This window comes from Streptodolium elevatio, assembly GCF_053592165.1.
Map to the genome: position 1 here is coordinate 657,554 of NZ_JBSFVE010000001.1, position 11,933 is coordinate 669,486.

The window sequence follows — 11,933 nt, forward strand, 5'->3', positions numbered from 1 at the left end:
GGCAGCCCCGGACACGGGCAATGCGACCGATTGCGCACATCTCATCGACGATTCGCGAACGGCCGGGGCCGTGCCCCGCGCGTCAGTCGGGCATGACGCCGGCGAACTGCCGGTACTCGCGGGGCGTGGCCTCGTACCGCGCGCGGAAGATGCGAGCGAAGACGCTGGCGTTCTCGATGCCCACCGACCGTCCGATGGCGGCGATCGACCGGTGCCGCTGCCTGGGATCGGCGAGCATCCGCCGCGCCTCGGCGAGCCGGGCCTCGCGGATGAAGCGCGACGGCGACACGCCGCTTTCCCGGAAGACCAGTTCGACGTACCGCACCGACACGTCGAACGCGGCGGCGAGCAGCTTCGGCGACAGGTCCGGGTCCGCCAGTTGCCGCATGGCGAAGTCCTTCATGCGCAGCAGCTGTGCGCCGCGCGACATCCGCGTATCGGCGTAGTGCCGATGGCCCGCCTCCGCCAGACGCAGCGTCGAGACCAGCAACTCGCTGGCTGTATGGCCGAGTTCATGAATCATCTCGGAGGTCAGCTCCGGCGCCCCGCGGCCCAGTTCGCCCAGCAGCGACATCAGCACGCGCAGGCTCGGGTTCTGTGCCGACACGTGTTGACCGAGCATGTCCCGGTCCACGCGAAGGTCGCGCCGCAGCGCCGCGCGCGGCACGTTGACGATCAGGTAGTGGGCGAAGCTGTCGGCCCTCACGGAGAACGGCTCGGAGCTGTCGACGAGGATGGCGTCGCCCGCCGCCAGCCGACTCTGCCGACCATGCTGCTCGGCCAGGCTGGGACGCCGGGATATGGACAAGTGGTAGAAGTCCACCGGGTTGTGGTTGATCAGGCGCGGAGTCCGCGCGACGTGCACCGGATCCGACGCGACGTCGGTCACGCTGATCGGACCGAGGTCGAGCATGTAGACCCAGCCGGTGTAGTCGGAACTCCCGGGCCGGTCGAGGGGTGTGGCGTCCATCTCGACGATGGCGTCGCGGAGCGAGGCCCGCCACGAGTCGACGTCCGGCACGTACCCGTCGCCGCTCGCCGCCGGTCCCGGCCGGACCAGGGGCCGTCTGAGCCCGTCGCGTCGGACGGTGTGGCGCCGCGCGGAAACCCGGTGTCCCGCATCACGGTTCCAAGACGGTCGACGGCTCACCGGCTTCGCCTTTCTGTCGCGCGAACGGGACTTCGGAAGCAACCGGTCATGGTACGCGCCATAAATGTCGCGATCGTCGCCGCCCGTCAGAAACGCACAGAAGGCGTTCGTGTTCCAGCTAGTTCACGAACGTCCCGTTGGTGATCCTGGGCAGCGCAGATCCCGCGGGAGAGGACCTTGATGCGTACAGTCGCCGTGCTCGGAGCCGGAATCGCCGGCCTGCTCGCCGCCCGGGTTCTGGCCGAGCACGCCGACGAGGTGGTGATCGTCGAACGCGACGAGCTGGCCCCCGCGGACGGCACGGAGAGTCCGCGGCGCGGCGTACCGCAGGGCGCCCAGATGCACGCGCTCCTGGAGGCGGGCCGACGCGGCATCGAACGTTGGCTGCCGGGCTTCACGGACGAGATCGTGGCGGCGGGCGCCGTACGCGCGAACACCGGGACCGACGTGTACGGCTACCTGGACGGCAGGCGCAAAGTCCTGGTCGGCGACCTGCCGATGGTGAGTGCGACACGGCCGTTCCTGGAGGCGCACATCCGGCGCCGGGTCCTCGCGTACCCCGGTGTGCGGGTGCTCACGGGCAACGTCCGCGGCCTGTCCTTCCGCGGCGAGCGCGTCGAAGGTGTACGTCTCGCCGTCGGAGGTAGTGACGTTCCGGACACCCTGCCCACAGACCTGGTGGTCGACGCCACCGGCCGGGGCACCCGCATAGCCGCGTGGCTCGCCGAGGGCGGCTGGCCGGAGCCGCCCCTTGAGCGCATCACCGTCGATCTCGGGTACGCAACCGCCATCTTCCGCGGCTCCGGGGCCGGGTCCGGGCCAGGCATCGGGTCGGGGTCGGGCACCGGGCCCGGGTCCGAGTCGGGCTCCGATCCGAGCGCGGTCGCGGACGGCGCGACACTTGCCCAGTCCCTCAGCACCCGGCCGGACGGTCGGGTGCGCGTGGCCACATTGGGTCGCATCGAGGGCGACCGCTGGATCGCCCTGACAGCGGGCTACGCCGACGACAAGCCCACCCGTACCGCGGAGGACTTCCTCACGCGCTGCCGCGAAGACCCCGCGGAGGCCTTCGGCAAACTCGCCGCAAACGCGCGCCTGGAAGGCGAAGTCGCCGTCTACCGCCATCCCGACAACCGCCGGCGCGACTTCCACCGCCTGACCAGGTTCCCCGCCGGGCTCGTGAGTGTCGGCGACGCGGTCGCGTCCTTCAACCCCGTCTACGGCCAGGGCATGTCCTCGGCCGCCGCCCACGCATCGTGCCTGGCCGACGTGCTGGAGTCCGGACGCCTCCCCGGCGAACCCGCGGTCCACTACTTCTCGGCGGTCCGCCGCGTCACCGACGACGCCTGGCAGACCTCCGTCCTCAACGACCTCCGTCTGCCGCACGTCACCGCAAAGCGCCCCCCGGGTTTCGCCCTCGCGACCCGCCTGGGCGACCTTGTCCATCGGGCAGCCGTCACCGACCCGGTCGTCGGTCTCCGGTTCCTCCACGTCCTCCACATGATCGCCCCGCCCCGCACCCTGATGACCCCGGGCACCCTGCTCCGCGCAATCCGCGCCCCCCGCAACTAAACGCCCACTTGTTGGCGACGTCCGAGAGGATCTCCCGCACCACGACAGACCACGAGGTTCCGGTACGCGGCGGTCACCGGCGGGTGGGCATGGCGGCTCGGCCGGCCAGGGCGGTGGCGGCGAAGACGAGGAGGAAGGTGAAGGCGACGATCCCGGCGTAGGTGACGGGGTCGATTGCGGGCAGGACGCGGTCGCCGTTGCTCAGGGCGTACGTCATGGCGAACAGGCCGGGCAGCGCGAACGCCGTCCCGACCAGGCAGGCGGTGACGCCCAGGAAGGCGGCTTCCCAGCGCAGGGTCGAGCGTCGTTGGCGCGGCGTGGCGCCCACGGCCGCCAGGAGCGCGAACTCCGATCGACGGGAAAGTGTCGCGGTGACGAGGGAGTTGGTGACCGCGATGGCGATGTAGCCGAAGAGGACCATCAGGATCAGCAGCCCGAACTTGTCCTCGCCGCCTGGGGCGTCGCCGGCGCCGGTGGCGAAGGCGGAGTCGGAGCGGGTGACTTCGGCTCCGGGTACGTCCGCCAGGAGGCTGCGGATGCGGCGTTCGACCTGCGCGGCCGATTCGGATGCGGCGAGGGTGACAGCCAGGCCGGATGCGAGTCCCGAACCGGTCGCCGACTGCAGGTCGGCGAATGGGAGGAGGACCTCGCCGAAGCCGAGGCCGCGTTCGTACAGGGCGCTCACGTGCCGCGTGATGGCCTGTCCGTCGGCCGGCACAATGGTGACCTCGTCCCCGACGTGGACTCCCACCTGGGCGGCGCCGAGGACACCGAGCGCCACGTCGCCCTGCCGGAGCCGGATCGGGTTGTTGTCCTTCGGCCCGAGGTCGGCGTACCGCTCCACTTGGTCGTCGGCGATGCCGAGGGCGTTCAGGGTCTGCGGGCCGTTGCCGCTGCCGGCGGGGGGCCGCACGATGACGCCGGTGGTCACGAACGGGGTCGCGGAGCCGACGCCGGGCACGTCCCGTACGAGTTCGGTCGTCCGGTCCCCGACTCCGGCGCCGGGCACGGTGACCGTGAGGTCGGTACGCGTGCCCGCGCTCGCCTGCGCCGCCGACACGGCGCCAACCGTCGCCGCACCGGAGAGCTGGACCGCTCCCAGCGCGACGCCGAGGACGATCGGGGTCAACGCGCCGCCGACCCGGGCGGCCCGGTGGCGGATGCTGTTGAGCGCCGCGTACGCCGCGGCGGTCCGTGCCGCCGGGCGGCGCACGATTGCGGTCGCCGCGCGTACCACCAGCGGGCTCAGCGGACCGATCGACAGAGCCATGACGAGTCCGGAGATCCCGGGGAGTCCGCTGGCCGCATCGACGTTGGACGTGTAGGTCGGCGCGAGCGCCATCACGATGCCCACCGCGAGGAGCACCACTCCGACGACGATGCGGCGGGTCGTCCGCGGGGATCCGGACGTACTTGTGTCCCCGTCTTCGAGTTGCGCGAGCGGGCTGCTGCGTACGACGCGGCGCACCGCGACCCGCGTGGCAAGCTCCGCGGCGACGAGACCGGTCAGCATCGCCACGACGAACGGGAGCGGGCCGAAGACCGGTTGAAGGGTCCGGGGCAGTACCCCCCAGGATCGGATGGCGCCGACCATGAGCGCTCCCACGAGTGGTCCCGCGAGGCCGCCTAGGCCTCCTGCCAGTGCGGCGACCACGCGGATCTCCGCGCGCAGCAGCCGCTTCACCTGTCGCGGCGTGGCGCCGACGATGCGGAGCATGGCCAACTCGCGTGACCGCTCGCGGATCTGGAGCGACGTGAGGGCGATGACGGTGAACACCGCGACGATGAACGCGACGGCGCCGAGCGCGCCGGCGGCGGAGACGAGGGCCGCCGTCGCCCGCCCTTGAGACACCGCCTCGACGGGTCCCCGGTCACCGCGATCCCACAACCGGGCGTTGGCCTGCGGTGCCAGGCCGGCGAGCAGTTGTGCGTCGGACGCCGCCTGCGGCCAGACCCCGATGACCGCCACGCTGCGAACGGGGTTGCCCCGTGATCCGATCTGCCCGTCGCTGAGATAGACGTCCGGGACGTCGACCCCCGTGTCGTCGGCTGTGGTGGTGCCGACGAGTGTGTACTCGACGGACTGGTCGCCGAAGCCCAGCAGGACCTTTCCACCGGCCTCCACGCGGAGGGAGCGCGCGACGTGGCCGGGGAGCACGATTTCGTTTGGCCCGACCGGCTCGCGTCCCGAGGCCAGTTCGCGGTTCCCGAGCGCGAACGCCGACCAGGGGTGCGCGTCCACCGGCTCGACGGGCACGGGCTCGACCGCGTCGGCCCGGACGCCGAGGACCGCGGGCACGATGCGGTCGGCGACGACGCGGGACGTCGGCAGCGCCGCGGCGACCTCGTCGACCAGCGAGGCGGGCAGCAGCGCCCGGCCCGGAACCGTCATGTCGACGTCGCCGCCGACCGGCACCGACTGCCGGGATGCGACCAGCAGCGGCGCATCGTCGTACTCGCCGGTGGAGACCTCGCCGCGGACGCCGGTCTCCAGCAGCACGCCGAACGCTCCGACAAGAACGGCCGAGAAGAACAAGGTCACGGCCAGCGCGACGACTTGGCCCCGGCGCGCTCGCAGCATCAATCGGGCGAGCTTGTTCACGGCTGCCGCCCGAGACCGGTCAGGGTGGCCGCGATCTGCCCTTCGGTGGCCCCGCGGAGTTCGCCGTACCAGCGCCCGTCGCGCAGGAACAGCACACGGTCCGCGACCGCCGCGGCGCGCGGGTCGTGCGTCACCAGCAGCGCCCGCTGCCCGAGGTCGGTGACGATCGAACGGAGCAGGCCGAGTACGACATCGCTCGACGCGGTGTCCAGCGCGCCGGTCGGCTCGTCGGCGACGATCAACTCCGGGTCCGTGACGAGCGCACGGGCGAACGCGACCCGCTGCTGCTGCCCCCCGGACAACTGGGCCGGTCGACGCTCGAGGGTGGCACCGACACCGACGGTCTCCGCCAGGTCCCTTACGCGGCCGCGGTCGATGCGCCGGCCGGCCAGTCGCAGCGGCAACGAGATGTTGTCGGCGACGGTGAGGGACGGGACCAGGTTGTAGGACTGGAACACCACCCCCACTTGCGAACGTCGCATCTCGGCGAGTTGGGCCTCCCCGAGGCCGGTGATGTCCGTGCCGCCGATGCGGATCGAGCCGGCGTCCGGCTTTTCCAGGCCCAACAGGCAGTTCAACAACGTGGTCTTGCCGGAGCCCGACGGTCCCATGATCGCGGTGAAACTTCGCGGCGCGACGGAGAGGTCGATGTTCGTCAGCGCCCAGAACCGGGTGGCCTCGGCACCGAAGCTCTTGCTCAAACCGCTGACCGTCACGGCGTGGTCGTCATGGCTTCCGGGGCGTTCCCCCTGGTTTTTCGTCACGTTTTCGACCGTAGGTTCGCGGCGTGCGCGGCACAGTCCCCCGCGTACCCGACCTGCGGTGGTACCCGCGCCCACCCCGATGGTGGTGCTGGCTATACCCCGCCTCGCGCAGCTCGCAGCACGCTCGCGCAGACCGGGATCTGGGCAGCCGGTGGAAGTAGGCTCCACCAAGTGAGCGCCAAGGCAAGGTCCGGTACCGGCGAGAGACTGCGAGATGCAGTGTCGGTCCGGCGGCCGGCTGCCTCGCTCCGCTATCTGGTGGGCAGCGCCCTCTCCGGGCTGTACGGCCTGCTGGTCCTCGCGGTCGTCGTGGCGGTGGCCGTGCTGTCGGTGGTCGGTGTCGGGCTCCTGCTCGCCGGTGCCGCGTCCGGGCTGCTGCGGCGCTGGTGCGACCGGGAACGCGGCAGGGTCGGACGGACGCTCGGACGGCGCATCCCGTCGCCGTACCTGCACCCCGCTGCCGCCACCACCGCCACCGCCGGGCCGGACGTCGCCCGCCACCACATCGCCGACGGCACACTGCCCCGCGACCTGGCCGCCGTCCTCCAGCGCGTCATCGTGGGGATCCCGCTCGGTGCCGTCGCCATGCTGCTGCCGTTGCTGTCGCTGCAGTCACTGGCGCTACCGACGTACTGGTGGGCGATGCCGGACGGCAGAACTGCCGAGCAGTTCTTCGAGATCACGTCGTGGTGGCTCGCCCTGGCCTCGGGCCTGATCGGGCTCGCCGGACTGGCGGTGTGGTCGATCGCCCTGCCCGCCGTACGTTCCGCCGACGCCAAGCTCCTCGAACGCCTGCTCGCCCCGACCCGCGACCAGGAACTCCGGCTCCGCGCCCAGATGGAGGAGCAGCGCCGGCGTACGGCCGTCGACGTGCACAGCGCCGAACTGCGCAGGATCGAACGGGACCTGCACGACGCGGCGCAGAACCGGCTGGTGGCCGTCTCCATGTTCATCGGCACCGCGCAACGCCAGTTGAGCACCGGAACCGGCGACGTCGCGACGGCCCTGGCCAAAGCCCAGGACGCCAGCCGCGAGGCACTGGCCGAGATGCGCCGCATCATCCAGGGCGTCTACCCGCCGGCACTCGCCGAAGAAGGCCTGGTGCCGGCCCTGGGACTGCTGGTCGACCGGATGCAGATCCCCGCACGGCTGCGGGTCGACGCCCCGGCGCCGACACCCGCATCCGTCGACACCGCCCTGTACTTCTCGGTCGCCGAAGCGCTGACCAACGTGGCCAAGCACAGCAACGCGACCGAATGCGACGTTCACCTGAGTTGGAAGGAGGACAACGGCGAGATGCGCGTAATCACCACGGTGACCGACGACGGACACGGCGGCGCCGAGCCGGCGAAAGGCAGCGGCCTGGCCGGGATCGGGAGCCGGATCGAGGCGCTCGGCGGCACCGTCACCGTCACCAGCCCGCCCGGCGGGCCCACTTCGGTACGGATGGAGCTGCCGTGCGAGTCGTGATCGCCGAGGACGACACCCTGCTGCGCGAAGGTCTCGCGGCGCTGTTGTCCGCCGAGGGCATCGAAGTGGTCGCCGCACGTCCGGACGCCGACCGGCTCTACGAAACCATCGAGGAGTTCGACGCGGGACTGGCCATCGTCGACGTGCGCATGCCGCCGACGTACACCGACGAGGGACTGCGCGCAGCGATGCGGGTCCGCGCCCTGCGCCCCGGCTTCCCGATGCTCGTGCTCTCGGCCCACGTGGAGACCAAGTACGCCGGCGACCTGCTGGCCGACGGCGCCGGCGCGGTCGGCTACCTGCTCAAGGAACGGGTGGGCGCCGTCGAGGACTTCCTGCGCACCATGGACCGCGTCGCCCGGGGCGAGACCGTCCTCGACCCCGAGGTCGTCACCACCCTCATGCGCCGCGGCCGCGGCCACAGCCCGCTCTCCACCCTCACCGCACGCGAACGCGACGTCCTGCAACTCATGGCCCAAGGCCACCGCAACGGCGACATCGCAACCGAACTGCACGTCACCGAAGCCGCGATCCACAAACACATCCGCAGCATCTTCAACAAACTGGGCCTACTAGCCGACGAAGCAGGACACCGAAGAGTCCTGGCCGTCCTCACCTACCTCCGCGACCAATAACCCCCCACCCCGCCCCCAGCCAACGAAAACAGCCCCCAACCAGACACGCTGGTCAGAGGCTGTTTTGCAAAGGGTGGCGGGTGCAGGGTTCGAACCTGCGTAGGCATCAGCCGACAGATTTACAGTCTGCTCCCTTTGGCCGCTCGGGCAACCCGCCGGGATGTCGTCTTGTGGGGCGACGGGGATAACAATAGCGGACGCTGTGGGGTGGTCCGCCACTCGGTTGATTCGGGTTGGGGGGACGTGGGGCGGCGTGGGGGCGGGGCGGCGGTGGGCTGGATACGCTGGGGAGTCGTGTGTCCGCCGGCTGCGGGGCCGTAGGGGTCCGGTGACGGGTGCGGGCGGGACTCTGATCTCACAGAAAGCGATGCTGACCCTTGGCTGACTCCTCTTTCGACATCGTGTCCAAGGTCGACCGCCAGGAGGTCGACAACGCGCTCAACCAGGCCGCGAAGGAGATCTCGCAGCGGTTCGACTTCAAGAACGTCGGGGCGCACATCGGCTGGTCGGGTGAGCAGATCGAGATGCGCGCCAACACCGAGGAGCGCGTCAACGCGATCCTCGATGTGTTCCAGTCGAAGCTGATCAAGCGGGGGATCTCGCTGAAGGCGTTCGAGGCGGGCGAGCCGAAGCTCTCCGGCAAGGAGTACAAGATCTCCGGGGGGATGCAGGAAGGCATCTCCCAGGAGAACGCGAAGAAGGTGTCCAAGATCATCCGGGACGAGGGGCCGAAGAGCATCAAGGCCCAGATTCAGGGTGACGAGCTCCGGGTCAGCTCGAAGAGCCGGGACGACCTGCAAGAGGTCATCGCGCTGCTCAAGGGCAAGGACCTGGACTTCGCGGTGCAGTTTGTTAACTACCGGTAGGTCCGGTGGGTACGCGTGAGCACGTGTGAGCACGCCACGGTGGTGAGGGTGGTTGTGCGAGCGCGGTAGTAGTAGTGGTTGGTGATGGTTCGGTTCTTGCGGCGGGGCTCCGGGCGGTGGTCCGGGGCCCCGCGGCATGTTCGGGGCCGGCACGGTACGGGGCCGGGTCAGGGGTGCGGGGTGGCCGGCTCTCGGGTGGGCAGGGGGTCGCGGAGGTCTTCGCCGGAGAGGACGGCGGCGGTGCGGGCGGGGACGAGGGCTTCGTCCAGGCGTCCGGTGAAGCCGTCGTAGAGGACCCGTAGCGCGCCCTCGTAGGCGAAGGGGACCAGGCGCTGGCCGGTGGCGAGCAGGGTCTGGGCGATCTGGAAGGTCTCCAGGAAGAGGGCGCGGAAGCGGGCCACCCGGCTGCCCGGGGTGACGGGCCAGCGGGCGATGACGGTGCGGTACGCGTCCTCGTACCGGCCGAGCTCGTCGAGGTGCGCGCAGGTGCGCCCGGTCACCGCGACGTCGCCCGTCGCGCGGTGGAAGACGACGCCGGGCTGCGGGCAGCGCTCGAAGCACCAGCCGCGGTCGTGGATCAGCCGCAGCCACAGCGACCAGTCGACCAGCACCGGGAGTTCCGGGTCGAAGCGGAACCACGAGGCCGGGCCGTGCACGGCCGGGTTGCGGCACACCACGGCCGAGGTGGGGATGAAGTTGGCGACGGCGAGGATGCCCGGGTCGTACGCGAAGTCGTACCGGTACGGCGACACCTCCGGCATCTCCCCCGGCACGCACCGGGCGTCGGTGAGCACGCAGTCCGCGTACATCACGTCGGCGCCCGACGCCTCCAGCGCGGCCAGGGCGCGGGCGAGGTGCCCCGGTAGGTAGAGGTCGTCGTCGTCGAGGAAGGCCACGAAGCGGCCCGAGGCGACCTCCAGGCCGGCGTTGCGGGCGGCCGCCTGGCCGCGCGGGCGGGGGTGCGAGATGAGGCGTACGGTCACCCCCGGCACGCCGAGCGGCAGCGCGCTCGCGATGTCCCCGCCGCCGTCGTTGACGACGACGATCTCGATGCCGTCGACCCCGTCGCCGTGCTGCAGCGCGATGCTGCGCAGCGCGTCGGCGAGGGAGCCCGGACGGTCTCGGGTGGGGACGATGACGCTCACCGTTGCCGGCACGGCACACCTCCGCGGAGTCGGCTTCCCCGTGGCTGGGCGGCCCCGTCGGCCGCGGTAGCGCTCGTGTCCCGGTCCGGCGGCCCGGTCGCCGGGCGCGCTGCGGCGCTTCGGCGCATCGGGTCGTCGGACCGCGCAAGAGCGGGTTGTGCCGAATATCGGCACGTTGGCGGTACGGATTCAGCCCGGGCCCTCGGGTTCACTCGGAAGACACGCGTACTGCACTCCCAGGGGTTACCGCGGAAGTGGCGCGGCGCGGTCGCCGCGGTCACGCGTACGGCGTCGGGCGCGGCGACCCGGTGGCGCTCCAGCTGTAGAAGCTCCGGTCGTCGGTCGAGACGATGTCGCGGCCGAGCGGCGTGAGCGAGACGGGGATCAGCTTGAAGCTCGCGATGCCGAGCGGGATGCCGATGATCGTGACGCACATGAGCAGCCCGAACACGAGATGCCCGAGGGCGAGCCACCAGCCGAACAGCACGATCCACACGATGTTGCCGAGCATCGAGCCGATGCCGGCGGACGGCTTCCACACGATGGTCCGGCCGAAGGGCCAGAGCGTGTACGCCGCCATCCGGAACGCCGCGATGCCGAACGGGATGGTGATGACCAGGAAGAACAGCAGGAAGCAGGCGATGCCGGCGACGGCGTAGCCGATCGCCATCCACAGCCCGCACAGCACGAGCCAGATGATGTTGAGCACGGTCTTCATGCGGCAACAATCCCCCAAATGCTGAGGAACTACCCTGCTTGGTGGCGTTTGCCGTGGAACTGTCGCACGGGCGTTCCGCGGGACGGCACGGGCCGGGCCCGCGGGGTCAGCGGCCGGCCATGGCTTCGAGGCGGCGGATGCGCTCAGCCATCGGGGGGTGCGTCGAGAACATCTTCGACATGCCCTGCCCGGGGCGGAACGGGTTGGCGATCATCAGCGAGCTGGTCGCCTCGAGACGCGGCTCGGCGGGCAGCGGCTTTTGCTGCGTGCCCATCTCCAGCTTGCGCAGCGCGCTGGCGAGCGCGAGCGGGTCGCCGGTCAGCTGCGCGCCCGAGGCGTCCGCCTGGTACTCGCGGCTGCGGCTGATGGCGAGCTGGATCAGCGAGGCCGCGACCGGGCCGAGGATCATCATGAACAGCATGCCGAACAGGCCCGGACCGTCGTCGTCGTTGCGACCGATCGGGATCAGCCACGCGAAGTTGGCCAGGAACATGATCACGCTGGCCAGAGCACCCGCGACCGACGAGATCAGGATGTCGCGGTTGTAGACGTGTGCGAGCTCGTGCCCGAGTACGCCGCGCAGCTCCCGCTCGTCGAGGATGCGCAGGATCCCCGTGGTGCAGCAGACCGCCGCGTTGCGCGGGTTGCGGCCGGTGGCGAAAGCATTCGGCGCCTCGGTGGGCGAGATGTAGAGCCGCGGCATCGGCTGCCGTGCGGCCGTCGAGAGCTCCCGCACGATGCGGTACAGCTCGGGGTTCTCCGCCTCGCTGACCGGCCGGGCGCGCATCGAGCGCAGGGCGATCTTGTCGCTGTTGAAGTACGCGTACCCGTTGGTCAGCAGCGCCACCACCAGGCCGATGATGAGGCCGGTCCTGCCGAAGAAGCTGCCGATGAGCAGGATGAGCGCGGACATGCCGCCGAGCAGGACGGCGGTCTTCAGTCCGTTGTGCTGGCGGTGCACGGCAGGTCCTCTCGGTACGAGGGGAAGCGGGGGCGGTTTGTCCCGGATCA

At 70.9% G+C, this 11,933-nt stretch carries 10 protein-coding genes and 1 tRNA gene; 4 read left to right on the forward strand and 7 right to left on the reverse strand.

Features of this window, described 5'->3' with window-relative positions; translation table 11 throughout:
- Positions 1–82: 82 nt before the first annotated feature.
- Positions 83–1,021, reverse strand: coding sequence for an AraC-like ligand-binding domain-containing protein (locus ACWD12_RS02885; RefSeq protein WP_450098021.1), 939 nt, complete (start codon positions 1,019–1,021; stop codon positions 83–85).
- A gap of 309 nt (positions 1,022–1,330) precedes the next feature.
- On the opposite strand from ACWD12_RS02885, the gene ACWD12_RS02890 reads away from it, so the two are divergent.
- A complete protein-coding gene (locus ACWD12_RS02890; protein WP_450098022.1) occupies positions 1,331–2,722 on the forward strand; it encodes an FAD-dependent oxidoreductase in 1,392 nt (463 codons plus the stop codon).
- A 73-nt stretch (positions 2,723–2,795) separates the two neighbouring features.
- On the opposite strand, the gene ACWD12_RS02895 is transcribed toward ACWD12_RS02890, so the two are convergent.
- Together ACWD12_RS02895 and ACWD12_RS02900 are read right to left on the reverse strand one after the other, a co-directional pair.
- Complete coding sequence (locus ACWD12_RS02895; protein ID WP_450098023.1) at positions 2,796–5,324, reverse strand: FtsX-like permease family protein; 2,529 nt, start codon at positions 5,322–5,324, stop codon at positions 2,796–2,798.
- Entirely contained in the window at positions 5,321–6,088 is a 768-nt protein-coding gene (locus tag ACWD12_RS02900; protein ID WP_450098024.1) for an ABC transporter ATP-binding protein, read from the reverse strand. Before ACWD12_RS02900 ends, ACWD12_RS02895 begins: the two co-directional genes overlap by 4 nt.
- 171 nt (positions 6,089–6,259) lie before the next feature.
- Between ACWD12_RS02900 and ACWD12_RS02905 the strand changes: the two genes are divergently transcribed.
- Both ACWD12_RS02905 and ACWD12_RS02910 read left to right on the forward strand, forming a co-directional pair.
- A complete protein-coding gene (locus ACWD12_RS02905) occupies positions 6,260–7,558 on the forward strand; it encodes a sensor domain-containing protein (protein WP_450098025.1) in 1,299 nt (432 codons plus the stop codon).
- Positions 7,546–8,193 (forward strand): response regulator transcription factor, encoded by a 648-nt coding sequence (locus ACWD12_RS02910; protein WP_358352805.1) that lies wholly within the window; start codon positions 7,546–7,548, stop codon positions 8,191–8,193. Before ACWD12_RS02905 ends, ACWD12_RS02910 begins: the two co-directional genes overlap by 13 nt.
- A 74-nt stretch (positions 8,194–8,267) precedes the next feature.
- Here the strand turns inward: ACWD12_RS02910 and ACWD12_RS02915 are convergent.
- Positions 8,268–8,350: transfer RNA gene (locus ACWD12_RS02915), tRNA-Tyr, on the reverse strand.
- A 220-nt stretch (positions 8,351–8,570) separates the two neighbouring features.
- Between ACWD12_RS02915 and ACWD12_RS02920 the strand changes: the two genes are divergently transcribed.
- On the forward strand, positions 8,571–9,059 hold the full coding sequence (locus ACWD12_RS02920; protein ID WP_358352807.1) for a YajQ family cyclic di-GMP-binding protein: 489 nt from the start codon (positions 8,571–8,573) through the stop codon (positions 9,057–9,059).
- A 167-nt stretch (positions 9,060–9,226) separates the two neighbouring features.
- On the opposite strand, the gene ACWD12_RS02925 is transcribed toward ACWD12_RS02920, so the two are convergent.
- From ACWD12_RS02925 to htpX, 3 genes are all read right to left on the reverse strand, one after another.
- Positions 9,227–10,216, reverse strand: a complete 990-nt coding sequence (locus tag ACWD12_RS02925) for a glycosyltransferase family 2 protein (RefSeq protein WP_358352809.1) — start codon at positions 10,214–10,216, stop codon at positions 9,227–9,229.
- 265 nt (positions 10,217–10,481) lie between these two features.
- Positions 10,482–10,922, reverse strand: a complete 441-nt coding sequence (locus ACWD12_RS02930) for a YccF domain-containing protein (protein ID WP_358352811.1) — start codon at positions 10,920–10,922, stop codon at positions 10,482–10,484.
- A 106-nt stretch (positions 10,923–11,028) separates the two neighbouring features.
- Positions 11,029–11,883: a zinc metalloprotease HtpX gene (gene htpX, locus ACWD12_RS02935; protein WP_358352813.1), complete on the reverse strand. Its 855-nt coding sequence runs from the start codon at positions 11,881–11,883 to the stop codon at positions 11,029–11,031.
- Between the last annotated feature and the right edge of the window lie 50 nt (positions 11,884–11,933).

What these genes read in the sequence shown, in the direction of transcription:
- ACWD12_RS02890 (WP_450098022.1), top strand. Translation starts at nt 1,331, where the DNA reads ATGCGTACAGTCGCCGTGCTCGGAGCCGGAATCGCCGGCCTGCTCGCC.
- ACWD12_RS02930 (WP_358352811.1), bottom strand. Translation starts at nt 10,922, where the DNA reads ATGAAGACCGTGCTCAACATCATCTGGCTCGTGCTGTGCGGGCTGTGG.